This is a genomic window from Phaeodactylibacter sp. (genome assembly GCF_040219495.1).
GTDB lineage: Bacteria > Bacteroidota > Bacteroidia > Chitinophagales > Saprospiraceae > Phaeodactylibacter.
Window position 1 is genome coordinate 1 of record NZ_JAVJSK010000098.1, and the last position, 25,697, is coordinate 25,697.

Here is a 25,697-nt window from a genome sequence, read left to right on the forward strand (position 1 = left end):
TTCGAAGTTCCGCATTCTCATGCTTACCTTCTAACAAAACAGTGTCAATGAACTTTCTGCCCTCAATTGGGCGTATCTTTAAGCAGCTCTTCAGCCGCTCTAAAATCTTACCTGAAAACCAGCGCTCATCTGCGCTGCCCAACCTTTTTCTCAAGGCGGACTGCAAAGATACGCTGACTTTTCATTTCTGCAAACTTTCTGAGGCTTTTTATTCCAACTTAGTGCCGTGTGCACCTTGTTCTAAAGAACCCTATCCCGAAAGTTAGCCGCTCCTCTTTAAAAGCGAGTGCAAAGATAAAACCTGATATTGAAATTACCAAATTTATTTTGCTCCTTTTTTCAACCGCTCCTCAGAACGCTGCCTCTCTTGCGAAGCGAATGCAAATGTAGGGCGTTTTTTTATTTCTCGCAAGTGACTTCCGCTTTTTTCTGAAAGGGTAAAAGTATGATGAACTGACTTTGTTTGGCGCTGAACCGGTTTTCCGGAAAATTAAATACGGTCATGAGCCTAAGACCTCATGGCGTTTGGAGAAGGGGGAACCGTAGCGGCGTAAATTTTTTTTCTGCTATTCCCAATTACTCCATAGTATATAGTACAACCCTAAAATGGATCAATTCCGGGAGCGTAATAGCCCACCAACTCAAGGTTTATGAACTCTATTCTGGCAAACTATAGCATCTCTTACACCTCCGCCAGGTATTCATGGACAAACTTGATGGCCATCGCCCCCTCTCCTACGGCAGAGGCTACACGGTTCATAGCGCCGGCACGGACATCACCGGCTGCGAAGATGCCCGGCACACAGGTTTCCAGCAAATAGGGCTCCCGGTCTCGTTTCCAGATTTTGGCGAAAGCCGGATCCACCATAAGGTCATTGCCCGTTTTGAGGTATCCCTTTTCATTGCGGATGACCTGTCCTTCCAGCCAATCGGTATAGGGGCGGGCACCGATGAAAATAAACAAAGCATCAGCTGGAACTTCGTAAGAAGATGCGGTTTCCATATTTTCCAGGACCAGTTGCTGCAGATGGCCATCGCCACGGGCCTGCACGACCTGCCGGCGACCCTGTACCTCAATATTGGGAATGGCATCAATCTGATCGATCAGGTAAGAGGACATCGTAGCGCTCAGGTCCGGCTTACGAATGAGGATGTGCACCGATTTGGCAAACTGCGACAAGTAGACAGCGCCTTGTCCGGCGGAGTTGCCCCCTCCAACGATGTAGACATCTTTCTCGCGGCAAGCATTAGCCTCCGTCATTGCGGCACCGTAGTAGATACCCGCGCCGGTGAGATCCGCTGCCCCTTCAGCCGGGAGCTTACGGTAGTCGACGCCTGTGGTAATGACAACTGCCCGGGTATTGATGGTGGAGCCGTCTGCCAGATGGATGGTTTTATACTGTCCATCGGTGGCAATACTGCTGACCTCTTGGGGAGATAAGAATTCCACGCCAAAACGAGTGGCCTGTGTGATGGCACGGCGGGCAAGTTCAGAGCCGCTCAGCCCTTTCGGGAAACCGAGATAGTTTTCTATCCGCGAGCTTGTCCCTGCCTGCCCGCCCGGTGCCCGGCGTTCGATGAGCAGGGTCTTCAGGCCTTCTGAGCCTCCGTAAACGGCAGCTGCCAGCCCGGAAGGCCCGGCACCAACGATCACCACATCATAAAGATCAGATTGGGCATTAGGGTGCAGCCCGATTTTGGCAGCAATCGCTTGTACCGTAGGGTCTGCAATCGCACTGCCATCTTCGAAGAAAACAGCGGGCAATGTTTTGGCAGGGATACCATGCAAGTCGAGCAGTTCCTTCGCCTCCGGGCTCGTCTCTATATCGAGCCATTGATACGGCAGAAGGTTGCCCGCCAGAAAGTCCTTGACCTGGTGCGACTTGGGCGAATAGTTGTAGCCCACCACACGAATGCCCCGGAATTTAGGCTTAAAGCCCTGCTGCCACTCATCAAGCAGGTCATTGAGGACAGGGTACAGGCGTTCCTGTGGCGGGTCCCAGGGTTTGAGGAAATAGTAATCCAGCTGTACGTCGTTGATCGCTTTGATCGCTGCATCGGTATCAGAGTAGGCGGTCAGGAGAACGCGCTTGGCGTCCGGAAAAAACGGGCGGGCGCGCTCGAGGAACTCCACCCCAAGCATTTCCGGCATACGTTGGTCCGAGATAAAAAGCGCGACAGCTTCGCCCTTTTTCTTTAGTTCTTCCAGCGCCTGCAGCCCTTCGTTAGCACTTTCGGTACTGATAATGCGGTACTCTTCCTTGTAGGCATTACGCAGGTCTCGTTTTAGTGCTCGGAGTACCTGAGGGTCATCATCAACGGAAAAGATAATAGGTTTGGTCTTGCTGGCCATTAGTGTTTGATTTTATGCACTGGGGAAACAGAGGGTAAATACGGTACGCCCCGCCTGGGAGTCCAATTTGATACTTCCTTTATGCCGTTCTACAATTTTCTGGACAATATCCAGCCCCATGCCCGTACCTTCGCCCATCGGCTTGGTCGTGAAAAAGGGCTCAAAAATCCGGGTCTGGTCTTCTTCGGATATGCCACTGCCGTTGTCTTCAATTTCCACGCATACGTACTGCCGGTCGGGATAGGTCCGGATCGTCAAACGCCCGCCGGGCTGCATAGCATCAATAGCGTTTACGATAAGGTTCGTCCAGATTTGATTGAGCTCTCCGGCAAAACCTAAAACTGCCGGCGCGTCTTCGCAAAATGCCTTCACCAGTTCGATTTGTTTGCCTTTCAGCTGATGCTTAAGCATGATGAGGGTGTTCTTAATGCCCTCGTGGACATCCACCGGTTCCAGTGCAACACCCCGGTCCATGTGGGAGTAGTTTTTAACGGAACCAACCAGGCTGGAAATACGGCTGGACGCTTCATTGATTTCTTCCACGAGGCGTTCCATGCTGAGGGTACTCTCCAGCCACCACAAAATGGAAGGCAGGGGCCGGGCACCCACTATTGCTTCAACCTGTTCCAGTTCTTCCACCGTCATACCAAAGTCGACGAAAGTTTCGACAATGTCCTCGGCCCCTTGAATGTCATGGTCTTCCAGCCAGTCGAGCATATCATCGCTGCGTGCTTCCCGCTCCATCAGGCTAAGGGAAAGCCCCGGCCCAGCTCCTATTTTGGAAAAGAGGATCGCATTGATCTGGTCGGTTTGTTCGGGCGTAATGCGCATGGTCATGATGGCTTTGAACTTTTCCGGTGTGGAATGCACCTTTTGGTAGAGTTCCTGTGCATTACGGACCATAGCGGAAGCTGGGTTGTTGAGTTCGTGCGCGAGCCCGGCAGAGAGTTTGCCGAGTGCCATGAGCTTTTCATTCTGGAAGCGCAGAGAGGCGAAGTCCCGCACCCGGTCGCTCATACGGGCCACGAGCGCTTGTGTAAGCGCATAGCTCCGGTTGACCATTTCGGTAAAGTGTTGGCGATGAAGCTCCAGCACGTAGGTAGGCTCAAGGGCGATGCCCTCAGCCCGGGCTTCGGTCATCCGCGAAAAGGGGAGCACCCCGGTGATGTAGCCCGTTTCGTAAACGCCCAACTCCTGAGACTGCCCGTTGCGGTGGACCCGGACGATGAATTTGCCCTGCACGATAATTTGCATGTGGTCTACGGCGTCTCCGTTACAGAAGATGGCCTGCCCGGTATCATAGAATTGGTAATCGGCAGTATCGATCATCCATTGCAGGGCATCAGCTTTAATATCGGAGAAGGTGTCGAAGGCTTGCAATTGCTGAAGCAAGTCTTGAGGTTTAGGAGCTATGGGCATTGGGTTTTGTGATTGTGGTGTAAATATAGGTACATTGCGATAATAAAAATGGTTGCACCCTATGAGCCAGTCTAAGGAACTGGGCGAGAAGCCCATCGGTCCGCTGTTGCGGAAAATGGCAATCCCTGCTTCCGTGGGTATGCTCGTGATGTCCATTTACTCGATTGTGGATACGATCTTCGTCGGGTTGTGGGTAGGCACGCTGGGCATTGCGGCTATTACGGTAGTGATGCCTATTATGTTCCTCATTTCCAGTATGGGGATGGCGATTGGCGTGGGTGGCAGTTCGATTATCTCCCGGGCACTCGGCAGGGATGACCACGACAAAGCCTGCAAGGTATTTGGCAACATGGCCACGCTGACCATCCTGCTTGTGGTCATTTTAGGTATAGGGCTTTCGTTTTTTCTCACCCCGGTGTTGCAGCTTTTTGGTGCGCAGGGCGATATTATGGAGCCGGCTAAATCCTATTTTACGATCGTGCTGCTTAGCGTTCCCGGGCTGGCTTTTGCCATGATGGGCAACAACGTCATGCGGGCAGAAGGCGAGCCCAATATGGCGATGTTCACGATGATGGTACCGGCTGTGGCCAACCTGATTCTGGACCCCATTTTCATTGTGTGGTTAGGCTGGGGCATAGAGGGAGCAGCCTGGGCCACTACCCTCGCCTACTACGCAAGTGGCGGCTTTACACTTTGGTTTTTTCTTTCAGGAAGATCAGAGCTCAAGCTCTACCGTAGTAGCATGGCGCTTGAACTTGGGCTTGTGCGGGAGATCTTCAGTATCGGCATTGTGACACTAGCCCGGCAGGGCACGATTAGTTTACTGACCATTGTACTCAACCGTACGCTATTCCAGTATGGGAATGAAGTGGCAGTAGCTACGTACGGCATCATCAACCGCGTGATGATGTTTGCTAATTTTCCAGTATTGGGCATCACACAGGGGTTTATGCCGATTGTGGGGTACAACTACGGCGCGGGCAAACAGAAGCGGGTGCGCCGCATTATCAATTATTCGATCAGGAGCGGGACGCTGATTTCACTGGTTCTGTTTGCAGGGATCCTGTTCTTTGCCGAGCCTATCGTAACTATTTTCACCAATGACCCGGCCCTGATCGAGCAAACCCCGAGGGCACTCATTCTAAGCTTTCTGGCAGTGCCATTGATCACAGCGCAGCTGGTCAGTTCTGCCTACTTCCAGGCGATAGGTAAAGCCTGGCCGGCGCTCATGCTGACCCTCACGAAGCAAGGTTTTTTTCTCATCCCTTTTGTGCTGATATTGCCTCCGTTCTTTGGGCTAGATGGGGTGTGGTACGCTTTCCCTATCTCCGATGTACTGGCGGTGGCCGTGACTTATGGGTACTTAAGGTATGAATTGAAGCGGAGAGCGCCGCATGAGGTAGAAGGCGCCAGTATATCTGGTAAGTCCTAGTGCTTTGTAAAGTTTGAAAAGCTGGGTTTCCAGAGATGAGCAGAAGGAGCCCCCCCTGGCTATGGATAACATGCGACTTCTCCGAAGTCGACCTCCTTTGTTGCTGCCAAGGTTAAAAAGGTGTGACTTCTCCGAAGTTTTGCAGTGCTTACTGGCATGGCTCCACTTTTTATTTCATACTTGACAGAGCACTAGTGTAAGCCCTGGTATAAATCCGCCCCGGCGAACTCAAAGTCCCAACACGCTCTTAGAGTTATTGCACCGTAACCGGCAGGGTCTGTACTTGCTCCTCGCCCTGCAGGCGGAGGTAGTAAGTTCCCGCCGCCCATTCGGTGACATTCACCTCAAAGGAAGTGGGTGCTTGCTTTAGGCTACGGCTGAAAATTTGCTGGCCGTTTACTCCGAAGGCAGTCAGGGTTATAGGCCGGCCCTGCCATGCTCCGAAGTCAATCCGGAGCCAGTCTGCTGCCGGGGACGGGAAGGCATTCGCGAAAGCTACGGTTGCAAAGCCGTCGGCGCTGACTACCACTACGGATATCTCGGTACAGCTTATATCGCTGCCTGCACTGTTCATGGCGGTCAGGCAGACGTTGTAGGTGTTATTTGCCGTGTAGGTGTGGGTTGGGTTTTGCAGGGTGCTGCTATTGCCATCACTAAAATCCCAGAACCACTCAGTGGGGTTATTGGCGGAAGCATCGGTGAACACAAGCGTACCTTCTCCCTGGTCTTCAAAAGTAAAACTAGCGGTGGGTGGCAGTATGACCACAACTTCCTGGCAACTAATATCACTGCCTCCCAGATTAGTGGCAGTAAGGCAAACGGTATAGGTGCCGGGGGCGCTGTAGGTATGCAGTAGGTTTTGCTCCGTACCCGTGTTGCCATCGCCAAAGTCCCAGGACCAGCTGAGGGGTATATTGGTGGAAGCATCGGTAAACTGTACCTGCCCATCGCTGAGCAGCTCCGCAGAAAAATCAGCGACCGGGGGTTGGTCACTTGGATTAATAGCGGCAAGGTAAGTGGCAGAGATGGGGTTGCCATCTACGTCAAAGTCGACGCTGCATACGGTGCCTACCCCATCAGCACCCCACCATTCGTAGGAGACAGTCGTGTTTTCAATTACATCGATCAGGATAAAACTGCCGAAGATTTTCACGTAAATAGAGTCGGCTGTAGTAATGACACTACGTTGTCTCAGTACTTCAAAGGTACCCGCAGGAACCGTAATTTCACCAAAGGCATCCACCTCAGCTTCCACCGTACCCCCTCCAATCAGGCGAACCGAGTCAGCTCCGAAAGTGCTCCCGTCTATTTCCAGCTGATAGCTAAATTCATCTTCAAATACCGACCCGTAAGTAGCGGGCAGGGTAAGTAGTTGCTGTTGATTTTCGAAAGCTACCGTAAAAATAGTGCCGTCCGGGCCGGGTGCCGACCCACCTGCAGCAAACAAGGCATTAGGGGTGACTTCAGCAAAGCTGTACAGGTCATTGCTGCCTTCAAAGGCGAAAGTGGCTGTGGGAAAAAGATCAGCAGCCGGTGTTTCGGAAGGCATGACGACCGTATTGGTGAATACTTCATCGGCATCAAAATTGAGGAACGACCAGGTTTGAGCATCAGCGCTGGCCGGGCCTACATCAACGCTTGTCAAGAGGGTATCCACGGCATTGGCGTAAACTTCACCAAAGTCGGGTATATCATCGGCAGTGAGGGTTATCTGCGCCGTAGCACCAATAGAAAGGAGACCAAAAAAAAGGAGGAGGATGGAGCTCTTGAGTTTCATAGTTCAGTTTTTGGTAATTTGTTCCAATATTTTGGAGCGTTGGTACCGATGCAATACAGGATCGAAACGAACGGAAGCCCCAAAATTACATTTAATTACCTTCAAATTCAATTTGCCGATGATGCCACGCTACCTGATCCCCCTCTATTGGACCCTTGCACTATTAGAAATCTACGGGGAGTATACGCTTACCGAACCAGTTATTTTGACTGTGAAACCGCTTTTGCTGACGGTTTTGTCGCTTTGGTTCTACCTGGAATGCCGGCCAATGGGCAGCCGCTTCACTGGGTTGGTACTGGCCGGGCTGATCTTTTCCATAGGTGGGGATACCCTGCTGATGTTTGTGGAGTACGGGCCCCGGGCTGAGCAGTTTTTCCTGTTTGGGCTCGGCAGCTTTCTCGTCGCACAGGTAAGTTATGCAGTCGCTTTCTGGACTTATCCGGGTGCAAAATCCGGAGACATACGGCAGAAGCCCTGGCTTGCCCTGCCCTTCCTGCTCTACCTCCTGGGTATATTAGGCATGCTCTGGGCAGGCATCCCGGAAAGTATGAAAGTGCCGGTTGCGGTCTATGCCACCGCGATCGTCACCATGGCTATGGGCGCCTTCAACCTGCGGGGGCTGCTGAGCCGGGAGCATTTTCTGGGGCTCATGGCGGGCGTTCTGCTTTTTGTGCTTTCCGACAGCCTGATTGCAGCTAATAAATTTGGTCAGCCGGTGCCCTACGCGCGGGTGCTGATCATGAGCACGTACTTGCTGGGGCAGTATTTGATTGCACGGAATGCAGCGGCTATCCGCCCGGAAAAGCAGGCAGGTTAGCAGGCTTGAATGATATATACATAGCTTTTGGTACCCTGTAGAGGGCTTCACCGTGCCATTTGCACCTCTGCACATTTATACCGATATTTAACCAATTGATTGATCTGAACACCAAGCTATGAAATTCAAAATCTTAATCTGCCTGCTCCTCACAGCGGGGGCGCTCTCTGCCCAAAATGGACTGGAAGGGCTCTGGGTAGGCTCCATTATTGAAAAGAGCACTGGCGAAGCGCTGCCGGTTGAACTCTACCTTACTCTTGAAAAAGGCTACATCAAAGGCATGTCTTACATCCACGTTACTAAGGATAGTGTGATAACACAGGAGCTGGTTGGCAAGATGTACCAGGATCGCTCCATCTACATGCGGGAAGTGACCGACAGGGAGTACAGCATCGACAACCTCAACCCTGAGATACTGGAGGGCGGCAAGTATGTGCGCAAATACCAGTTTGAGTTTAAGCGCAGCATCTGGGAGTCTTCGCTCAATGGGTTCTGGCAGGAAGTCACGCCCACGCCGCTTTCTGTAGAGCGGAAGCTCGGCCAGATTAAGCTGGAGCGGAAAAAACAGGGCGACTCGTCAAGGGTATAAAAAACCCCACCCCGCCACGCAGGCGAAGTGAGGGTTTTGCTACTCCTATACCCGAGTTAGAGACACTTAGAGCGAAAATCCTCATTTAGCTTAGGCTAAACTCCGGTTTTCGGGTCTCGTCTAACCAAAAAATTACTAGTTTTCGACTAGAAGACCAAAATCCCAACACGCTCTTAGTTAAGCAGCTCGTAAATACCGGCAATGCCTTGCCCACCGCCCACACAGGCTGTCACCATGCCATATTTGTTGCCACGGCGGCGCATCTCGCTAAAGAGTTGGGTGGAAAGCTTGGCGCCGGTACAACCCAGTGGGTGGCCCAGTGCAATCGCGCCCCCATTGACATTCACGATGTCCGGGTTGAGGCCCGCTTCTCCAATAACAGCCAAAGCTTGTGCGGCAAAGGCTTCATTCAGTTCGATCAGGTCGATGTCATTCAGCTTGAGGCCAGCGTACTTCAACGCTTTGGGGATGGCTACGCAGGGGCCAATGCCCATGTAGAGGGGCTCTACACCCGCTACCGAGCAGGAAACCATGCGGGCGATCGGCTGCAGGTTAAGCTTTTTGACCATGTCTTCACTCATCACCAGGGTGAAGGCTGCTCCATCGGAGGTTTGAGAAGCGTTGCCGGCAGTGACTACGCCACCCTGTGCAAAGACCGCCCGCAACTTGCTTAAGCCTTCCACTGTGGTGGACCGCCGCACGCCTTCATCCATGCTTACAGTATGCTCGGTGCTGACCCGCTTGCCATCCTTTACGTAGACATCTTCCACTTTAACCGGGACGATTTCGTCATTGAATTTTCCCGCATCAATCGCTTGAGCTGCCTTAACGTGGGAGTGGTAAGCGAACTCATCCGCCTGATCCCGGCTGATACCATATTTATTGGCTACCGCCTCGGCGGTCAGGCCCATACTTGCCAGGTAATTGGGCGTAGAAGAAGCCACCTTATAACTCGGTGCCAGCTTGTAGCCCGTCATTGGGATCGCGCTCATGCTCTCCGTTCCCCCGGCGATGTAGATCTCGCCCATGCCGGCCCGGATCTTCGCTACCGCGATGGAAATGGTTTCCAAACCGGAAGCACAGTAGCGGTTGACGGTCACGCCGGGCACTTCCTTGCCCAGCGCGCGCATGGAAATTTGCCGGCCGATCTGCAGGCCCTGCTCGCCCTCGGGGTTGGCACAGCCCACGAAGACATCATCGACCAGCTTGGGGTCGAGCTCCGGGGTTTGTTCCAAAAGATGAGTGATGATGTCCACTGCCAGGTCGTCCGAGCGGTAGTTTTTGAAGCCGCCTTTTTTGGCTTTGCCAACGGCGGAGCGGTATGCTTTTACGATATATGCATCCATGATTTATTCATTTTGAGCTATCGCTTTCGAAGTTAGCGATAGACTTTAATTCAAGAATCTGATTTTCGTCTAGTTCCTCAGCGGCTTATTCGTCTGCAGCATGTGCTGAATGCGCTCCAGGGTCTTCTGCTCACCGCAGAGGCTTAGGAAGGCTTCCCGTTCCACATCGAGGAGGTACTGCTCGGACACCTTCTGCTGCCCGGTGAGGTCGCCACCGCAGAGCACCCAGGCTACCTTATGGGCAATCTTGATGTCGTGCTCGGAAGCATATCGGCCCAGGCGCAGTTCGTTGGCGGCTGCATAAAGCGCTGCCAAACCGGTACGGCCCAGCACGGTGATGTCTTCCCGCTGAATCGGCATGGTGTAGCCGTCGGCAAGCTCCAGTACTTTAGCTTTCGCTTGGGCAATATTGCGGTCAGTGTTGAGTACCACCTGATCCTTCTCTGCCAGCAGGTAGCCATAATCATAGGCTTGGTGGGCAGAAGTCGCCACATTCGCCAGCGCGATGGTTTTGAACTGTTCGATGAGGGTTGGGATTTGCACGTCCCCCTCGAAGAAACGGTCGGAAGCCCGAAGCGCGAACTCCTTGGTACCGCCGCCGCCGGGGATGAGCCCCACGCCTACTTCCACAAGTCCGATATAGGATTCAGCAGCCGCCAGGGTGGCATCACAGTGCATGATGGTTTCGCACCCGCCGCCGAAAACGTAGCCTTGTGTAGCAGCGACCACTGGTACGGAAGAGTACCGGCAGCGCATCGTTGTTTGCTGGAACAGGTTGACCGCCATATTCAGCTCATCAAACTCCTGCTGATAGGCCAGCATAGCGATCATCATCAGGTTGGCACCTACGGAGAAGTGCTGAGCGTTGTTGCCAATTACCAGGCCTTTCCAGTCACCTTCTTCGGCAATTTGGATGGCTTCATTCATACCGCGGAGTACGCCCTCACCGATAGAGTTGTGCGGGCTGACGAATTCCAGGCAGAGTACGCCATCGCCGATGTCGTGCAGGACCACCTCGTTGTTCTTCATCACCGGCGCCCGGTCGCGGTAGTTATCGAGGATGATAAACGCTTCAGCCCCCGGTACGACTTTATAGCTCTTAGACTCCTGATCGTAGTACTTCTTAAGGCCACCTTCGCGCTTATAAAACTCCGTGTGACCGGCTACTGCCATTTCTTTTACCCAGGGCGCGATTTTTTCGCCCTGCTCCTCTGCCAGTTTGATCCCTTTTTCGATACCGATGATGTCCCAGTATTCAAAGGGGCCGACATTCCAGGCGTACCCCGCCTTCATGGCATCATCGATGCTGTAGAGGTTGTCCGAAATTTCAGGTACGCGGTTGGAAACATAAGCGAAGAGGCCGAGCAGGGACCGGCGGACCAGCTCGCCGCCTTTGTCTTCAGCATCAAACATGGCAGCGATGCGCTTATCCTGATCGTCAACCTGCTTGGCCATTTTCAAGCTCGGCAAGTCCGGCTTTTGGCTGGGCTCGTATTCCAGAGTGTCCAGATTGAGGGCAAGGATAACCCGGCGGCCATTTTCGTCTTTTTCTTTAGTTCTTTTGTAGAAGCCCTGCCCGGTTTTGTTGCCCAAAAATTTATTATCGAGCAGGAACTGCAGGTACTTGGGTACCTCAAAGGTGGCCGCCTGCTCGTCATCCGGGCAATTTTGCTTCAGGCCGTTGATGACGTTGGCGGCTGTATCGTGGCCCACGAGGTCGCCCAGGCGGAAGGTCCCGGTTTTAGGCCGGCCAATAATTGGCCCGGTGAGCTTGTCGACCTCCTCGATGCGCAGTCCCAGTTGGGTAGTGAGCTGATAGATTTTCGCCATAGCGTATACGCCTACGCGGTTGGCGATGAAGGCAGGGGTGTCCTTGCAGAGCACGGTTTGTTTGCCCAGATAGACATCGCCATAGTGCATGAAGAAGTCTACTACTGCCGGATCAGTTTCCGGGGTAGGGATAACCTCCAGGAGGCGCATGTAGCGGGGCGGGTTGAAGAAGTGCGTACCGCAGAAATGCTTTTTGAAGTCATCACTGCGGCCTTCCAGCATCATATGTATAGGAATGCCAGAAGTATTGGACGTAATGAGGGAGCCCGGTTTGCGGTGCTCTTCCACCTGATCAAACACCTTCTTTTTGATATCCAGGCGCTCTACGACCACCTCAATGACCCAGTCGCAATCTTTAATTTTAGAAAAGTCGTCATCGAAGTTGCCGGTTGTGATACGGCTGGCGAAATCACTGTTGTACAGTGCTGCCGGTTTACTTTTGATGGCTTTCTTCAGGGCACCATTGACGATGCTGTTGCGTGCTGCGGGGTCTTGCTGTTGGCCTTCCGGCAAATCGCGGGGAACAATATCCAGCATCAGTACCTCAAGTCCGATATTGGCGAAATGGCAGGCAATGCCAGAGCCCATAACACCAGAACCCAGTACGGCTACTTTAGTGATTCTTCTGCTCATTGAGTGATAGATTGGTTTGGTTTGATAGTTTGGAAGCGGTTGTCGTGTCGTGTATCCAACAACCCGGAAATATTTTGGTGCTCCAATATTAGCGAATTTTCGCTAGAAAGGCAAAATAATCACATCAGAGGGCGCTACATTCTGATAATTTCCATTTGTTTGATAATTTGGCGTACTTAGAAAGCGTTGTGCTTTCATTACAGAACAAGTCTGCTGTCCTCCCTTACCGGGAGCAGTCGCACCCACTCAAAACTAAAAACCATAACAGACATCATGCTGCAACACACCTTATTGTTGTTTCAGGAGGCGGAAGGCCTTGACCGGGAAGGCGTTGGCACTCAAAGTTTCTTTGATATTATTACCCAGGGTGGCCCGCTCGGAATCATTATCGTACTCGTGCTACTCGTACTTTCCGTCATGGCCATTTACATCTTTGCCGAGCGCTATCTTACGATTAAGCGAGCCGGGAAGATAGACGAGAACTTTATGAATAACATCCGCGCCAACGTACAGTCCGGCAATATTAACGGGGCCAAAGCTTTGTGCCAGACTACAGATTCTCCCGTTGCGCGTATGGTAGAAAAAGGCCTGCAGCGTATCGGCAAGCCCCTGCGTGATATTGATGCTGCGATTGAGAATGTAGGCAACCTCGAGATTTTCAAACTCGAGAAGAACCTCTCTACCCTGGCCAGTATTGCCGGTGCGGCCCCGATGATCGGGTTCTTCGGTACGGTAACGGGTATGATTCTGGCTTTCTACAAGATGGCAACGGAGCAAAACGTCACACCGGATGTACTCGCGGGCGGTATCTATCAGGCCCTGATCACCACAGCCTTTGGCCTATTCATTGGCATCCTGGCTTTTGTAGGCTACAACCTGCTGGTGGCCAGCGTAGAAAAAGTAGTCTTTAAAATGGAGCGCACTACAGTAGAGTTCATGGACCTGCTGCAGGAGCCGTCCGCCTAAACTGAACAACCAATGGGATTGAAAAAGCGGAGTAAGGTTAGTGCGGAATTCAGTATGTCCTCACTAACAGACATTATTTTCCTACTGCTGATCTTTTTTATGCTGACTTCCACGCTGGTACGGATTCAGCCCTTTGAGCTGCCGAAGTCAGATTCCAAGACCGTGGCCTCTACCTCTATTGTGGTCACCCTGGAAAAAAACGGCCGTACCACGGTCAACAGCAACGAGACAAGCAGTCGCAACCTGGAACGGGCACTGCGTATGGAAGTACGCACCTCCGATAACCGGGATAATGCAGCCATTACCATCGTAGCTGAAATAGGGACCCCATTTGACCGGGTGGTAGAGGTGATGGAAATTGCCAACCGCCTGAAGGTGAATGCGATTATCGCAACAGAGCCACGATCTTAAAGTAGGTTTGGAGCACCTTTGCGTTGTAAATCACCTCCAAACCTACTCTTAACTCAAAAAACGAAGCATGGGCATCAAAAAACGTAGTAAAGTCTCGGCAGAGTTCAGTATGTCTTCATTGACAGACATTATTTTTCTGTTGTTGATCTTTTTCATGTTGACTTCCTCCCTTGTGGCCCCCAATGCCCTCAACCTGAAGCTGCCGAGCAGCTCCCGGAGCAGCGCGCCCAGCAGCAGTCAGGTGGAGGATGTGCGCATTACCCAGTCTGGCAATTACTTTCTGGACAACCGGCGCCGTTCCCTGAGTGACATGGAGCGGGAAATTTCACGGATTTCCAGAAGCAGTAAGCCCAGCATTACCATTTCGCCGGAGCAAGGTACTCCTACTGAGTACGTCGTTGCTATCATGGACCTCGCTATGCGGTACCGGGTAAATGGGGTGTTGGCCACCGAAAAGGATTGACAACAAGCGTTAAGTTTATGTGAACTTGTTGCGCAGAAAGAGGATTTGTGCGAAAAAGGCGTTAGATTGAAAAGATGCCAACCTTAAATTAACAATCATGGCTGTAGATACCCGAGTAACCCAAGAAGACGAGCAGAATAAGAAACGTGGTATGATCATCAGTGTTGCGGTGCACGTTGTGCTCCTAATGCTGGCCGTTCTGCCTTTACTGACCTTCCCGGACCCGCCCCCGGGACAGGAAGGTATCCTGGTTAACCTGGGCCTGCCGGATGTAGGGGAGGGCAGTGAAAACGCCGGCCCCGCGACAGCCGCAGAAGAAGACCCGGTTGAGGTACCGGAAGAGGAAACCGCTCCTCCCCCACCTTCGGAGTCAAAGCCTGAGCCTGAGCCCGAACGGGAAGTGATTACCGCTGACGACAGTGAGGTGGCCATCAGGAAAGAAAAGGAGCGCAAGCGCAAAGAAGCAGATGCACTAAAACGGGAACAGCAGGAACGTGAAGATGCCAAAAAGCGGGCCGAAGCCGAGGCCAAGCGTAAAGCCGAAGAAGCACAGCGCAAGAAAGAAGCCGAAGCCGCCAACCTGAAAGAGTCACTGGGTGGTTTGTTCGGTGATGGTGATGGCAAAGGCAATACTGGTACTCCCGGTAATCAGGGCGACCCCAACGGAGACCCCAACTCCGATATCCTTACCGGGATTAGCACCGGGTCGGGTACTGTAGGCGGTGGACTGGGCAGCCGGGGCGTAGCTGCGACTCACAAACCCAAGGACAACTCTCAGGAGCAAGGCGTTGTGGTGGTGAAGGTTTGTGTGGACCGCAGTGGCAATGTGATCTCAGCAGACTTTACCCAAAAAGGGTCTACGGCAACCAGCTCGCGCCTTAAAAACCTCGCCATCAGCTCTGCCAAGCGCTGGAAATTTGCATCCGGGCAGGTAGACAAACAGTGTGGTACGATTACGTATAACTTTAAGGCACAGTAGGGTTTAGAGCTTGCTTAATAAAAACAGCCCTGAAAATCTTTGATTTGAGATTTTCAGGGCTGTTTTTATTGAGTTAACCTGACCGTTAAATATTTGTCAATATGACTTCCGGGGGGTGTCTTTTGCAAGAATTCGGCGTTATAATAAAGCATCATCAAACCACGCTTTGTTATGACCAATCGTGAAATCCGAGGTATTGCCGGGCAGCTCTTTCTGGTATTTCTTTCCATGCTGCCAATGTATTTCCTCTCAGAGCAAAGCTCAAACGAGCAAACGCCCCCCTCACCTAAAGAAACCGTAGAATCCTACAGTCCGGAGACGGCCTAATCCTGCTTTTCCTTTGTAGCTTTGCTGCCTAATCTGAATTGATATGGCAAAGCGTACCTATGCTGAGACTTTAGCGTTTCTTTTCGAACAGCTGCCCATGTTCCAGCGGGTAGGCCCTATGGCTTTCAAAAAAGACCTGACCAATATAAGGGCACTTTGTGGAGCGTTGGGACAGCCCCAAGAACAGCTGCGCACCATTCATATTGCAGGCACCAATGGCAAGGGCTCTACGGCTCATATGCTGGCAGCCGTACTTCAGGCGGCTGGTTTGAAGGTGGGGCTTTATACCTCTCCTCATTACCGGGACTTCCGGGAGCGCATTAAGGTCAATGGCGAACTGATGAGCGAAGAAGCTGTGATCAGCTTTGTCGAGCAATACGAAGGGTTGTTTTCGGAAATCAAACCTTCCTTTTTTGAGATCACCGTAGCTATGGCCTTCGACTACTTTGCCCGGGAAAAAGTAGACTGGGCAGTGGTGGAAGTCGGTATGGGCGGCCGGCTTGACTCCACGAATATTCTGCAGCCGGAGCTTTGTGTCATCACGAATATCAGTTATGACCATATGCAATTCCTGGGGGATACCCTACCGGAAATTGCAGGCGAAAAAGCAGGCATCATCAAGCTCAAAGTACCCGTGGTGATCAGTGAAACACAGGAGGAAACCCGGGAGGTCTTTGTACAAAAGGCGGCACAGGAAAGCGCGCCCATAATATTTGCCGACCAACGGTATGAAGCACGGCTGGTAAAGCGTGGTTTTGAACTGAGCAGCTATGATGTTTTCAAAATAGGTAAACCGTTCCTTGAAGGGCTGGAGCTAAACGCCTACGGTGATTATCAGCGGAAAAACCTGCAGGCGGTACTGCAAGCAGTGGAGTGGCTACAGCCTATTCTGCCAATTTCTGAAGCGCAACTGCGCAACGGGCTGCGGACATTACGAAAACGTACCCGCTTCCTGGGGCGCTGGCAAGTGCTGGGGCAAGCCCCATTGACCCTTTGCGACAGCGCACACAACGAGGCCGGTATTCAGTTGGCAATGGAAGAGCTCGGGAGGTTGAAATATGAACAGTTACACCTAGTCTATGGCATGGTGAATGATAAAGACCCCGGTAAGGTTTTGCAGTTTTTGCCGACATCAGCTAAGTACTACTTTGCACGCCCCGACATTCCCCGCGGGCTTGATGCAGAAACACTGCAACAAGCTGCAGAAGCAATAGGGCTGCAAGGCGCAACGTACCCGAGTATCCATGCAGCACTGCAGTCTGCCAGAGACAGCGCAGCTCCCAATGACTTGATTTACGTAGGTGGCAGTATTTTTGTAGTCGCCGAAGTGGTTTAGCCCTGTTCTTCCACCGTTTCGTAGCGGACCCGGACGGAATACGCTGTAGTCTCAAGCTTCCCTCTTTTCTTTTCGGCATAGACGGCGGTAAAAACCCCACCAAACAATAAAATTAAGGAAGCATAAAAGACCCAGAGCATGATCACCATGACGGAGCTGGCCGCATCGTAGAGATCCGTAGTTTGAGACTGCTCAATGTAAAAGCTGATACCATAACGGCCAATGCCAAACAGCACAGTCGTGAGCAAAGCACCAACGATCGTATCGTGCCACCTCAGACGGGCATCAGGCAGGTAGCGGAACAGCAGTGTGAATAAGACACTCACCACAACAATAGGCAAGATTACTGATGCAGACTTGGTGATAATCAGAGAAAGCTCGGGGATAAACTGCCCGAAGAAATTGCTGATTACATCAAGTATGGTATCGATGACCAAAGAAACCAACAGGATAAAACCAATGCTAAGCAAGAGCGCAAAAGAAGTGAGGCGGTCGAACAGCATCTTCAGCAGCCCGGACTTATCTGGCTTAGCCTGCACGCCATACATTCTGTTGAGGGCGCGCTGAATGGTGGCAAATACTGTAGTCGAAGTGAAAAGCAGCGCGCCGATGCTCACTGCCGAAGTCACCCAGTTGCCCTCAAACAAACCTATCTGGTCCAGGGTATTCGCCAGTTGTGTAGCGCTATCCTGACCTAACATATCCGCAATTTCACCGAAGATGGTGCTGCGAATGGCATCCCTGTCGTAGAACAAGGTTGTGGAATAGATAATGACCATCAGCATTGGCGGGAGCGAGAAGATGGTGTAGTAAGAAAGGCTGGCAGCGTATGTGAAAGCTTCCCGCTCCGCAAAGCGTTGTACGGATGCCTTTAACACTTGAAAATAAAATTGACCTCCTGATTTCAGGTCGTCCAAACTCATGACGGTGGCGGTTGTTGTTCCTCTTCTGAAGCCTCCCCATCATCGGAAGGGGGAGTATAGTGTTCGTTAATTTTACTGAGCATCTGATCCAGAAACAGCAGCCAGGAGGGTTTATCCGCACTCCCTGCACTTTCGTTGTAGAGCATGGAGGCCAGCCCTCCGGCGCCCAGCGGAATAAGGATTTTACGGATGATATTGCTCTTGATCGTAGCTTCTGTATTCTTGAACCCGGCTCCTAAAGCCTGCCGGGTCACTTTCATCTCAAGCTTTAGCAATTCCTTGCGGCGGTGCAAATCAGACAAGCTCTTAATTTCAATATTGGGTTTCTCAGGCTCCATAAGCTAGTCGTTTTGAAAGAATACTTTGATGATACGGCTTAATATCGGGTTGGTAATGATGAGGCGGCGGAAAATCAGCATGAAAAGCGTAAGCACCGCATACCCTCCACTGATGACCAGAAACGCCTGTGTATAGGAACCAAAACGCTCTCCCAGATAGATACCGAGCGCGAGAGAAGCGAACAGCATAATCATGAGGAACAGTTGTGCGAGCACAAAAATGGTGATGCCTAGCGACAGACTGCGGGAGACCCGTTCAGCCATATCTAACTTGAAGTATTCGAGCTGCTGCTGGAAGTAGGCTTTACTGTAACCGTAGACTTCACCTACAGCCTCAGAAATGGAATCCGTTGGTTTCATGTTGCTTTGGTGCTAATGAGGTGCTATCATGTGGACATCCAATTTACAAAAAAAATGGGCAATTGGAGCGCTTCCAGTTGCCCATCTTATTTGCGAGTACTGTTTAGACAGAGGTACGTTCACAAACGAACAGTACTACTGCTCAACGTTTTCTTTATCGGCTTCCGTTTTGCTTGCTCAGCTCGCGCGCCTTGCGCTGTATATTATCAATGGCATAATTAATACCTGCCTGAAAGTCTTCGCTCGCGCCTTCCACATTACCGGCAGTTTCCTGAAATTGGCTCTTCAGGTTCTCGCTGGTTTTGTTGATGTAGTCGCGGCTCTGCTCATAAGCCTGATTCAGGTTAGAAGACAGACGGTTAGCCTGATCGGAAAGCTTATTTGATAAATCACTTGCATGACGGTTCAGGTTCTCGGAAAGATGCTCGGCTTGTTCTTTTGCCTTATGCCCATACTCTGAAGCTTTATCGGCAGCATCTGTACGCACTTCCCGACCTTTGTCACTGTTCAGCCAGTACCCCAGGGCACCTCCGGCAAATAACCCTAATCCTAATGCTATCTTTTCTTTAGTTGACTTTTCCATGTTAACAGTTTTTTTGGTTTGCAATTAGTTTCAATTCTCTTTCTTCACTTAGAACAATAAAAACCGGGCACACGTTCACTCTCTACCGGACTAATGAGAAAAAAAAACACATTTTGCGTATTATTTTTCCATTTTTGATTTACTTAGCCTTTAGAAAAAGAAATTTTGGTCAATGGAGATAGAAAACTACCTATCCAGGAACATCCGGTTCCTTCGCAAAGCGCGGCACTGGAGCCAGGAAGAATTAGCCAATCAGTTGCAGATCAAGCGCAGCAATATCGCAGCCTATGAGAGTAAGAATGTGGAGCCCCGTCTAAGCCTTATATTAAGGATAGCAAAACTTTTTGATGTCAATATGGCGGAGCTGATACATACCGATATCACCAACAACGGTGGAGTACAGCAGGCTTTCCAGCAACCGGAGCCCGACAATACGCCTCCTCTGTTCTCCGCTGCCCTTAGCGGTCAGGTATCTGCGGAAGCGCTCGACAAATTCGTAGAGCAGTCGCTGAGTGTGCGCAAAATGCTGGAAGGGTTCAAAATTTTCTACGAGTATAAAAAGGAAGCCAACAGCTCCTCTGAAGATTCAGGCAGTGCCGTTGATATTGATAATTTCCTTGACCTTATCGGGCACATGATCAGCCTCAATGAGTCTTTAATTGATCTGCTTCGTCAAAACGAGGGCGAAGAATGACCCATCTCATTCACAAAAAATGATTATATTTAATCACTTTAATCCTATTTAGTCACATCAAGTGCTTTATTTTAACCAAAACCCTTTCAAACCCTTTAATTCAGGCTTTGGCACGGAATTTGCTCTATAGTTTGTGTATTTAATCAACAATTGATCATTAACCAAACTATATATATGTCCACCTTAGAATTCAGTAAAGCATTTAATGGATTGGAAAGCATCCTATTCTCTTTCGCGATGAAGCTTACCCGCAACCGGGAAGACGCAAAAGATCTCATGCAGGAGACCGCCATGCGTGCTTACCGCCACCGCGAAAAATTTACGGTCGGTACGAATTTTAAGAGTTGGTGTTCTACCATCATGCGCAACACCTTCATCAATCAGTATCGTAAAAAGAAACTGCGCCGCAACGTCAATGAGCCTATCGAGAGTTTCCTCTTCGCAGTAGAGAACAAAAACGTCATTCCCAACCGTGGTGAGATGAACATCCGGATGAAAGAGTACAAAACGATCTTTGGCGAGATTGGTAAAATCTACAGCGTGCCTTTCTTAATGTTCTACAAGGGTTATGAATACAAGGAAATTGCTAATCACCTGGAAATTCCGATTGGCACGGTTAAAAGCCGAATCTTCCTGGCGCGTAAGAAGTTAAAAACCATGATCAATAATCGCTATGGCGTACGCCCTGATCACAACGTTTGATTTTTACGAACACCACCTACGAACCGATAAAGACAAAATAAACCCATCAAACATTCGATAATCACAATGATAAGAAACAGGCATTGCTACATGCACCAAAAAAGCCTTCCGGATCGTTTTCCGGAAGGCTTTTTTCAGGACTTGTACTTACGGCTGAAGTAGTTGGAAATCCGGAAACGGGCGTGATCATATTCGTTGAGGAACTTATCGGCATCGCTGTAAACATCACTGCTCAGCAATTCGCTCACTGGCTTTAGGGGCGTAATGTGCTCCATGACGACTTTCAGGACTGCTACAAACGGGAGGGCCAGAATCAGACCGGAAACCCCCCAGATCATGCCGCCGACAAAAAGAAAAACAATCGCCGCAAAAGGGTTGATACTTACACTGCTCCCCACTACTTTCGGCGTAATAAAATTGCCCTCCAGCGTCTGAACACTCATGTAAAGCAAAACGACTGCAGCAGGCTGCCACAGTGTACCGGTAGTTGCCAAAGCATAAACAAAGGGGAACATACCGCCCAGCGTCGTTCCAATGTAGGGTATAATAGCAAGGCAAGCCGCCAAAAAGCCCCAAAATGCAGCATACTTAATACCGATTATCCACAAGCCCAGGCTGTTTAAAACCCCCAAGATCAAGATCACCCCCATCAACCCGAAAAGATATTCTTTAAGTACACGCTCCACCTCCTCCATGATAGATACCGCTTCGTCCCGCTTGGAATGGCTGAATTGCATCAGGAAGAAATTCTTGAAGGAAGTCCGGTACAGCATGATAAAGAAAGTAAACAGCACCGTCAGTAAAATACTGATTAACACATTAGAGCCGGAACTTAAGCTTTGGCCAAGAATCTGAATGGGCGCCTCAATCAGCTTACTGAAATTAGACTTCAGTGACTCTTCGATGCTAAATGTATCCAGATTGACGTATTGCTGTATAAAAGCGATGACCTTCTCCAGGCCGGTGAGCAGCTTTCTGCCAATAGCCGGTATGTCATTTACCACGGTGGCAAACTGTACCGAAAACAGGACCAAAAGCCCGATAAGTGGTAAAACCGCGATCAGCATTGATAGAACAATAGCCAACGGAATGTAGGAAACCACCCGCTCCAGCCTTCTTGAGATCGGCAGCAACAAAAAAGAAAACAAAGCAGCAAAAGCAATGGGCGATAAAATACTCCGCCCGATGATCGTAATGTACCCTCCTATAAAGAGGATGATCAACAGGGAGGACAACCGGTGCAAGTTGAGGGTGTCGTTTTGCATGTAGGTTTAGATTAAAATAGTTGAGTGACTGAAATTCTTTAGTAAGGTATTCCGAATACTACAAAAAAGCAAAGAGCCCTCAGGGAAGCACTTTAAAAAATGAATCCCTGAGGGCTCTTTGTAGCAAAATCAGGCATGTGGCTAGTCCGAAATAGTGCATCGTATTTCATGCCCGAAAGCCTTGGCTTGCTAAACTTTTACGCTCAATGGCTACCGAGACAACCCACTAGCATTAGCCCGCTCCTTTACCCGAACCTTGTCCATAAATTCTACAAGATTCATGTCCGCGTACATCCCATAAGAAGATACGATAGTCCCTTTGTCTCCGCTGTGTGTCTCCACAGCAAAAACAATGGATAAATCACTCGGATTTGACATGCCTTCAAAACGGTGGTATTCGACGATGGACATGTCACCAGCTTTATATTTCTTTTTATTATTGAGATTACGCATCCATTTTTTGCCTTCCAGCTTGAAGTCGTCTTTAAATCCACGCTTTCGGAGGGCGCGGGTGGCATGTGCCACAGAGGTGTATTGATTAAGTTTCATCACATATGCATTTCTGTTTAACCAGATAAAAGCAGAACTTAAATGAAAAGCTATTTTTACCTGACTATCGAATGTTTTTTGTTTGTTGAAGTTATTAAAAACAGGGTGGGAGCTGAGAATCTCCCACCCTGTTAATAAGATCGTTAGGCTGTAACATTAACTTCTTTCTTCGCTTTCCAGGCATCCAACATCCAAGTAGACTTTTCAAGGTCAGCTAAGAATCCGCCTATCATATCGATCGTACCTTCATCTTCCACTTTGTCTGCACTGCGAATAATGTCGCGCATGTTTTTAATCAGGATCCGGTGGTTTTCGAGTACGGTTTCTACCATTTCGAACTCATCTTCAAGGATTTCAGATTCCTCGATTGTTGCACGGTCGAGGTAGGTAGACAGTTTGCTGACCGGGCGCAACCGGAGTGTCAGGACACGCTCTGCTACCTCATCGATTTTCTCACGTGCATCGTCATATAGCTCTTCGAACTTTTCGTGTAAGTCAAAGAAGTTTTCGCCATCTACGTTCCAATGGAAATTCCGCAGGTTCTGGTAATAGATATGATAATTGGACAGTAAGTCATTTAAGCGGTCTACTGTCTTTGCTACTTCTTTACGATCTAAACCTAAGTAATTCATATTCAGTTGTTTCGAATTTTATTTTCATCTATTGAACGGCTAGGCCTTCACCATGTTCGAAACTTCTGAAGTAACGCAGATTACCTCTGGTTATTCCATAAAATCTTTGCGGTTGATATCCAAACGGCGCATTTTAGAAGCCAGCGTTCTCGAATTGAGTTTTAGCAGTGCCGCAGCTCCTTTAGGCCCGCTGATACGCCAGTTGCAACGGCGCAAAGCTTCGATGATGTAGTCTCTTTGCACCTGTTCAAAGGACTTGAAAATTTTGGTGTCTGAATGTTTATCAACCTGTTGATTGGAGGATTTGTGGTAAGCGTCTGATAAGGATAGTGATTTGCCTTTTGAGATGATCACAGCCCGCTCTATCATATTTTCCAGTTCCCGGATATTGCCCGGAAACTCGTACCGCATCAGCTCCTCTAGATCGCGTTGACTAACGTGCTCAATTTGTTTGCTCTGCCTGTCGGCATATTTTTTGACAAAATGCCGCACCAACAGCGGGATATCCTCCCTTCTCTCCCGCAGAGGCAGGTTCTGAATGGGAAATACATTAAGGCGGTAGTAGAGGTCTTCCCTGAACGCTCCTGCATTTACAAGGTCTACGAGGTTGCGATTGGTAGCCGCAACAACGCGGACATCTGTAATCAAAGTCTCCGTACCGCCTACCCTTTCGAATTCTCCCTCCTGCAGGACGCGCAAAAACTTAGACTGTAGCTCAATGGGCAGTTCGCCTACTTCATCGAGGAAGATCGTGCCGCCATCAGCCAGCTCAAAGCGCCCTTTTTTACGTTGATAAGCATTAGTGAATGCGCCTTTTTCGTGCCCAAACAGTTCGCTCTCAATAAGATTGGCAGGCAAAGCCGCACAATTGACCTTGATCATGGGGTCGTCCTTGCGTTTGCTCAAAGCGTGGATCGACCGGGCGAGCAGCTCCTTTCCTGTGCCCGTTTCTCCGATGATGAGCACCGTCGCTTCGGTGCCTGCTACCTGCTCCACCTGATGCAAAACAGTTTTGTAGGCCTTGCTTTCGCTAATGATATTCTCAAAGTTGTAATTGACTTTGATTTCTTCTTTAAGCAGGGAGTTCTCCGTCTTCAGCCGGTCTGAAAGTTCCTTTACTTTATTTAATGCTGCGGATAGTTCTTCGCTTTTGGCTTTCCGGGCGGTAATGTCCCGGAGAAAGGCACAAGCATAGTCTTTGCCTTCAAAACTTATAAAATTGACGTAGACTTCCACGGGCATCCGTTCCCCGTTTGACTTACGCACTGCTGTTTCTTTGTAGATCACCTCCTGTGCACCGGAAGCCTCCCAAAGGTCTTTGAAAGCCAGCTCAGCTTCTTCAGGGAACAGTTCGTCCCAGCATTCGAAGGATTCATGCCCTAAATTGTTGTAGGCGGTTTGGTTGACAAATTTGAAGGCACCCGTGTCGTCTACCCAGAAGATCATGTCTACGGCTTCATCCAGTGTAAACTGAGACAAACGGAGCCGCTCATCCCGGGCTTTCTTGCGGCGCCAGTCTTTGGCAAAAATGCAGTTAATTTCCTGGTCTTTGTAACGGATAAGGTTCATGGAGCAGTAGACCGGGATCACCGTCCCATCTTTAGCCTTCAGCTCTCCTTCCCAGTCGAGTACGCGGTGTTCCCGAAGTTGTGCCCAGGCCTCGGCGCGCGCTTCGGTGGAGAAGCCGTTGACGAGATCTTGCACCTGCATGTCCTTTAGCTCAGAACTGGTGTAGCCCAGTTTTTCTCGGGTCGCCAGATTGCCATACAGAAATTCTCCTTCAGCTGTTTCCCAGAAAATCATTTCCCGGGCGTGGTCCAGCGTGTATTGAGTCAGTTCCAGCCCTTCCTGACTGGGCTTTAGTTTGGTGATATCCTGTAAAGTCCCGTACAGCTTTATGGTCTGAAATTCGGACTTTTCAGGGACTATAGTGACTGCCATTTTCCTAAAAGTACTATCGGGCTGTTGCACGTGCAGGTCAAACTGACTCGGATCGCCGGATTGAATAGTACTACGGAGATTCAGTTCAAAAGACTGATACCCCTCCGGAGATAGCCGGTCTTGCAGTAGCGTTTGCCAGTCTGCTTTTTTCATTTGCTGGCTGGGGAGCCTTAACAGAGTATACACTTCCTCGGTAAGTATGATGCGGTCTGTTATCAGGTCCCACTCCCATCCTCCCACCTGACTGACTTCGGTGGTTAGGCGCAGGAGTTTTTTGTAGCGGTTGGCATGCAGGAGGTTTTTGACGCTCATCAGGCAGAAGGACTCTGCTTTGTATTCAATCAAAGACAACCGCAGCTTTACCGGAAAGAGCATCTCGGAAGCGTTCATGAACTCCGTCTCCATTTCCAGGTGCCTGGCTTCTTTTAGCGCTTTCCATTTCTTGCGCCATTGGATAAGGCTAAGGTGAGGGTTGATTTCAAAAATCCGCTTCTTGGTCAGTAGCGTGGGTTCATAGCCTAATTCCTCTGACACACGGCTGGAAGCCAGATGAATGCTCCCATCTTTCCGGACAATTAGCGTCCCAAAGCCGAAGTACTCCAGAACTTGTTGATAGTTAATCAAATGATTTGAGGCTCCAATGTCAGAACCATCCGGCATGGAGCGCGAACGGTCCGTCTTGTCAGGATTGTCTGTTTTCAGCATGAGTATTTTTTACAGTAGGTGAAGCTGTCTTGCGCACGTATGAGCACAACAGCATTTGAAGCCCCATTACCCCTGAGGGGGCGTGAGCAGGCACCATTTTGTCGTTTCATAGTCTACCAACTCAAAAGTTCTGAATTCTGGCTGGGTAGACTTTACATCAGGCTTTTGCGTTTTGGCTTCTGCGGTAGAAACAAATACTCATTTCTAATCCATAGTTGATATACAAACCCTGACTTTCACGATAAGAATAACGGCTTTTTTGGAAAAAATCACGTATTCAGGTAAGTCAAAAAGTATGACTTCGTGAATGTGTACCTGGTATGAATC

Annotated in this window: 25 protein-coding genes; 12 read left to right on the forward strand and 13 right to left on the reverse strand. The window is 50.0% G+C overall.

Annotated features, from left to right (window positions below):
* A partial coding sequence (locus RIC19_RS14990; RefSeq protein WP_350179147.1) for a hypothetical protein occupies positions 1–266 on the forward strand: 266 nt, incomplete at its 5' end.
* A 416-nt stretch (positions 267–682) separates the two neighbouring features.
* Here RIC19_RS14990 and RIC19_RS14995 read toward each other — a convergent pair.
* Together RIC19_RS14995 and RIC19_RS15000 are read right to left on the reverse strand one after the other, a co-directional pair.
* On the reverse strand, positions 683–2,353 hold the full coding sequence (locus tag RIC19_RS14995) for an FAD-dependent oxidoreductase (protein ID WP_350179148.1): 1,671 nt from the start codon (positions 2,351–2,353) through the stop codon (positions 683–685).
* Positions 2,354–2,365: 12 nt separating this feature from the next.
* Complete coding sequence (locus RIC19_RS15000) at positions 2,366–3,772, reverse strand: ATP-binding protein (protein WP_350179149.1); 1,407 nt, start codon at positions 3,770–3,772, stop codon at positions 2,366–2,368.
* Positions 3,773–3,833: 61 nt separating this feature from the next.
* Between RIC19_RS15000 and RIC19_RS15005 the strand changes: the two genes are divergently transcribed.
* A complete protein-coding gene (locus RIC19_RS15005) occupies positions 3,834–5,204 on the forward strand; it encodes an MATE family efflux transporter (protein ID WP_350179150.1) in 1,371 nt (456 codons plus the stop codon).
* 253 nt (positions 5,205–5,457) lie between these two features.
* On the opposite strand, the gene RIC19_RS15010 is transcribed toward RIC19_RS15005, so the two are convergent.
* Complete coding sequence (locus RIC19_RS15010) at positions 5,458–6,981, reverse strand: PKD domain-containing protein (protein ID WP_350179151.1); 1,524 nt, start codon at positions 6,979–6,981, stop codon at positions 5,458–5,460.
* A 118-nt stretch (positions 6,982–7,099) separates the two neighbouring features.
* Here RIC19_RS15010 and RIC19_RS15015 point away from each other — a divergent pair, with 118 nt between their 5' ends.
* Positions 7,100–7,798, forward strand: coding sequence for a lysoplasmalogenase (locus RIC19_RS15015; RefSeq protein WP_350179152.1), 699 nt, complete (start codon positions 7,100–7,102; stop codon positions 7,796–7,798).
* A 118-nt stretch (positions 7,799–7,916) separates the two neighbouring features.
* Positions 7,917–8,387, forward strand: coding sequence for a hypothetical protein (locus tag RIC19_RS15020; protein ID WP_350179153.1), 471 nt, complete (start codon positions 7,917–7,919; stop codon positions 8,385–8,387).
* Positions 8,388–8,560: 173 nt separating this feature from the next.
* Here the strand turns inward: RIC19_RS15020 and RIC19_RS15025 are convergent, their stop codons facing one another.
* Together RIC19_RS15025 and RIC19_RS15030 are read right to left on the reverse strand one after the other, a co-directional pair.
* Positions 8,561–9,733 carry a thiolase family protein gene (locus RIC19_RS15025; protein WP_350179154.1) on the reverse strand — a complete coding sequence of 391 codons (1,173 nt, stop codon included), beginning with the start codon at positions 9,731–9,733 and terminating at the stop codon, positions 8,561–8,563.
* Positions 9,734–9,802: 69 nt separating this feature from the next.
* Positions 9,803–12,196 carry a 3-hydroxyacyl-CoA dehydrogenase/enoyl-CoA hydratase family protein gene (locus tag RIC19_RS15030; RefSeq protein WP_350179155.1) on the reverse strand — a complete coding sequence of 798 codons (2,394 nt, stop codon included), beginning with the start codon at positions 12,194–12,196 and terminating at the stop codon, positions 9,803–9,805.
* Positions 12,197–12,469: 273 nt separating this feature from the next.
* Here RIC19_RS15030 and RIC19_RS15035 point away from each other — a divergent pair, with 273 nt between their 5' ends.
* The 6 genes from RIC19_RS15035 (at position 12,470) to RIC19_RS15060 (ending at position 16,678) form a co-directional block, all read left to right on the forward strand.
* The gene (locus tag RIC19_RS15035) at positions 12,470–13,162 is read left to right on the forward strand and encodes a MotA/TolQ/ExbB proton channel family protein (protein WP_350179156.1); all 693 of its coding nucleotides are present in this window, start codon (positions 12,470–12,472) and stop codon (positions 13,160–13,162) included.
* Between the two features lie 12 nt (positions 13,163–13,174).
* Entirely contained in the window at positions 13,175–13,573 is a 399-nt protein-coding gene (locus tag RIC19_RS15040; RefSeq protein WP_350179157.1) for an ExbD/TolR family protein, read from the forward strand.
* A gap of 67 nt (positions 13,574–13,640) precedes the next feature.
* Positions 13,641–14,036: an ExbD/TolR family protein gene (locus tag RIC19_RS15045; protein ID WP_350179158.1), complete on the forward strand. Its 396-nt coding sequence runs from the start codon at positions 13,641–13,643 to the stop codon at positions 14,034–14,036.
* A gap of 97 nt (positions 14,037–14,133) precedes the next feature.
* Complete coding sequence (locus tag RIC19_RS15050) at positions 14,134–15,015, forward strand: hypothetical protein (protein WP_350179159.1); 882 nt, start codon at positions 14,134–14,136, stop codon at positions 15,013–15,015.
* Positions 15,016–15,186: 171 nt separating this feature from the next.
* The gene (locus RIC19_RS15055) at positions 15,187–15,342 is read left to right on the forward strand and encodes a hypothetical protein (protein ID WP_350179160.1); all 156 of its coding nucleotides are present in this window, start codon (positions 15,187–15,189) and stop codon (positions 15,340–15,342) included.
* A 43-nt stretch (positions 15,343–15,385) separates the two neighbouring features.
* Positions 15,386–16,678, forward strand: coding sequence for a bifunctional folylpolyglutamate synthase/dihydrofolate synthase (locus RIC19_RS15060; RefSeq protein ID WP_350179161.1), 1,293 nt, complete (start codon positions 15,386–15,388; stop codon positions 16,676–16,678).
* Here the strand turns inward: RIC19_RS15060 and RIC19_RS15065 are convergent.
* The 4 genes from RIC19_RS15065 to RIC19_RS15080 all read right to left on the reverse strand — a co-directional run bounded on the left by RIC19_RS15065 (position 16,675) and on the right by RIC19_RS15080 (position 18,882).
* Positions 16,675–17,601: a YihY/virulence factor BrkB family protein gene (locus RIC19_RS15065; RefSeq protein WP_350179162.1), complete on the reverse strand. Its 927-nt coding sequence runs from the start codon at positions 17,599–17,601 to the stop codon at positions 16,675–16,677. The genes RIC19_RS15060 and RIC19_RS15065 overlap by 4 nt on opposite strands.
* Positions 17,598–17,939, reverse strand: coding sequence for a hypothetical protein (locus tag RIC19_RS15070; RefSeq protein WP_350179163.1), 342 nt, complete (start codon positions 17,937–17,939; stop codon positions 17,598–17,600). The genes RIC19_RS15065 and RIC19_RS15070 overlap by 4 nt, the downstream gene beginning before the upstream one ends.
* Before the next feature lie 3 nt (positions 17,940–17,942).
* Positions 17,943–18,299 (reverse strand): phage holin family protein, encoded by a 357-nt coding sequence (locus RIC19_RS15075; RefSeq protein WP_350179164.1) that lies wholly within the window; start codon positions 18,297–18,299, stop codon positions 17,943–17,945.
* Between the two features lie 154 nt (positions 18,300–18,453).
* Positions 18,454–18,882 (reverse strand): YtxH domain-containing protein, encoded by a 429-nt coding sequence (locus RIC19_RS15080; protein WP_350179165.1) that lies wholly within the window; start codon positions 18,880–18,882, stop codon positions 18,454–18,456.
* Between the two features lie 172 nt (positions 18,883–19,054).
* On the opposite strand from RIC19_RS15080, the gene RIC19_RS15085 reads away from it, so the two are divergent.
* Positions 19,055–19,576 (forward strand): helix-turn-helix domain-containing protein, encoded by a 522-nt coding sequence (locus RIC19_RS15085; RefSeq protein ID WP_350179166.1) that lies wholly within the window; start codon positions 19,055–19,057, stop codon positions 19,574–19,576.
* A 174-nt stretch (positions 19,577–19,750) separates the two neighbouring features.
* Positions 19,751–20,278 carry an RNA polymerase sigma factor gene (locus tag RIC19_RS15090; protein WP_350179167.1) on the forward strand — a complete coding sequence of 176 codons (528 nt, stop codon included), beginning with the start codon at positions 19,751–19,753 and terminating at the stop codon, positions 20,276–20,278.
* Between the two features lie 134 nt (positions 20,279–20,412).
* On the opposite strand, the gene RIC19_RS15095 is transcribed toward RIC19_RS15090, so the two are convergent.
* The 4 genes from RIC19_RS15095 to RIC19_RS15110 form a co-directional block, all read right to left on the reverse strand.
* Positions 20,413–21,543 carry an AI-2E family transporter gene (locus RIC19_RS15095; protein ID WP_350179168.1) on the reverse strand — a complete coding sequence of 377 codons (1,131 nt, stop codon included), beginning with the start codon at positions 21,541–21,543 and terminating at the stop codon, positions 20,413–20,415.
* 210 nt (positions 21,544–21,753) lie between these two features.
* Positions 21,754–22,092: a phosphoribosylpyrophosphate synthetase gene (locus RIC19_RS15100; protein WP_350179169.1), complete on the reverse strand. Its 339-nt coding sequence runs from the start codon at positions 22,090–22,092 to the stop codon at positions 21,754–21,756.
* A gap of 143 nt (positions 22,093–22,235) precedes the next feature.
* On the reverse strand, positions 22,236–22,724 hold the full coding sequence (locus RIC19_RS15105; RefSeq protein ID WP_350179170.1) for a Dps family protein: 489 nt from the start codon (positions 22,722–22,724) through the stop codon (positions 22,236–22,238).
* 90 nt (positions 22,725–22,814) lie between these two features.
* Positions 22,815–25,370, reverse strand: coding sequence for a sigma 54-interacting transcriptional regulator (locus RIC19_RS15110; protein WP_350179171.1), 2,556 nt, complete (start codon positions 25,368–25,370; stop codon positions 22,815–22,817).
* Between the last annotated feature and the right edge of the window lie 327 nt (positions 25,371–25,697).

Bases quoted from the DNA above. Each gene is read 5' to 3' on its own strand.
- RIC19_RS14995 (WP_350179148.1), bottom strand. From the start codon at position 2,353: ATGGCCAGCAAGACCAAACCTATTATCTTTTCCGTTGATGATGACCCT.
- RIC19_RS15000 (WP_350179149.1), bottom strand. From the start codon at position 3,772: ATGCCCATAGCTCCTAAACCTCAAGACTTGCTTCAGCAATTGCAAGCC.
- RIC19_RS15005 (WP_350179150.1), top strand. From the start codon at position 3,834: ATGAGCCAGTCTAAGGAACTGGGCGAGAAGCCCATCGGTCCGCTGTTG.
- RIC19_RS15010 (WP_350179151.1), bottom strand. From the start codon at position 6,981: ATGAAACTCAAGAGCTCCATCCTCCTCCTTTTTTTTGGTCTCCTTTCT.
- RIC19_RS15015 (WP_350179152.1), top strand. From the start codon at position 7,100: ATGATGCCACGCTACCTGATCCCCCTCTATTGGACCCTTGCACTATTA.
- RIC19_RS15020 (WP_350179153.1), top strand. From the start codon at position 7,917: ATGAAATTCAAAATCTTAATCTGCCTGCTCCTCACAGCGGGGGCGCTC.
- RIC19_RS15025 (WP_350179154.1), bottom strand. From the start codon at position 9,733: ATGGATGCATATATCGTAAAAGCATACCGCTCCGCCGTTGGCAAAGCC.
- RIC19_RS15030 (WP_350179155.1), bottom strand. From the start codon at position 12,196: ATGAGCAGAAGAATCACTAAAGTAGCCGTACTGGGTTCTGGTGTTATG.
- RIC19_RS15035 (WP_350179156.1), top strand. From the start codon at position 12,470: ATGCTGCAACACACCTTATTGTTGTTTCAGGAGGCGGAAGGCCTTGAC.
- RIC19_RS15040 (WP_350179157.1), top strand. From the start codon at position 13,175: ATGGGATTGAAAAAGCGGAGTAAGGTTAGTGCGGAATTCAGTATGTCC.
- RIC19_RS15045 (WP_350179158.1), top strand. From the start codon at position 13,641: ATGGGCATCAAAAAACGTAGTAAAGTCTCGGCAGAGTTCAGTATGTCT.
- RIC19_RS15050 (WP_350179159.1), top strand. From the start codon at position 14,134: ATGGCTGTAGATACCCGAGTAACCCAAGAAGACGAGCAGAATAAGAAA.
- RIC19_RS15055 (WP_350179160.1), top strand. From the start codon at position 15,187: ATGACCAATCGTGAAATCCGAGGTATTGCCGGGCAGCTCTTTCTGGTA.
- RIC19_RS15060 (WP_350179161.1), top strand. From the start codon at position 15,386: ATGGCAAAGCGTACCTATGCTGAGACTTTAGCGTTTCTTTTCGAACAG.
- RIC19_RS15065 (WP_350179162.1), bottom strand. From the start codon at position 17,601: ATGAGTTTGGACGACCTGAAATCAGGAGGTCAATTTTATTTTCAAGTG.
- RIC19_RS15070 (WP_350179163.1), bottom strand. From the start codon at position 17,939: ATGGAGCCTGAGAAACCCAATATTGAAATTAAGAGCTTGTCTGATTTG.
- RIC19_RS15075 (WP_350179164.1), bottom strand. From the start codon at position 18,299: ATGAAACCAACGGATTCCATTTCTGAGGCTGTAGGTGAAGTCTACGGT.
- RIC19_RS15080 (WP_350179165.1), bottom strand. From the start codon at position 18,882: ATGGAAAAGTCAACTAAAGAAAAGATAGCATTAGGATTAGGGTTATTT.
- RIC19_RS15085 (WP_350179166.1), top strand. From the start codon at position 19,055: ATGGAGATAGAAAACTACCTATCCAGGAACATCCGGTTCCTTCGCAAA.
- RIC19_RS15090 (WP_350179167.1), top strand. From the start codon at position 19,751: ATGTCCACCTTAGAATTCAGTAAAGCATTTAATGGATTGGAAAGCATC.
- RIC19_RS15095 (WP_350179168.1), bottom strand. From the start codon at position 21,543: ATGCAAAACGACACCCTCAACTTGCACCGGTTGTCCTCCCTGTTGATC.
- RIC19_RS15100 (WP_350179169.1), bottom strand. From the start codon at position 22,092: ATGAAACTTAATCAATACACCTCTGTGGCACATGCCACCCGCGCCCTC.
- RIC19_RS15105 (WP_350179170.1), bottom strand. From the start codon at position 22,724: ATGAATTACTTAGGTTTAGATCGTAAAGAAGTAGCAAAGACAGTAGAC.
- RIC19_RS15110 (WP_350179171.1), bottom strand. From the start codon at position 25,370: ATGCTGAAAACAGACAATCCTGACAAGACGGACCGTTCGCGCTCCATG.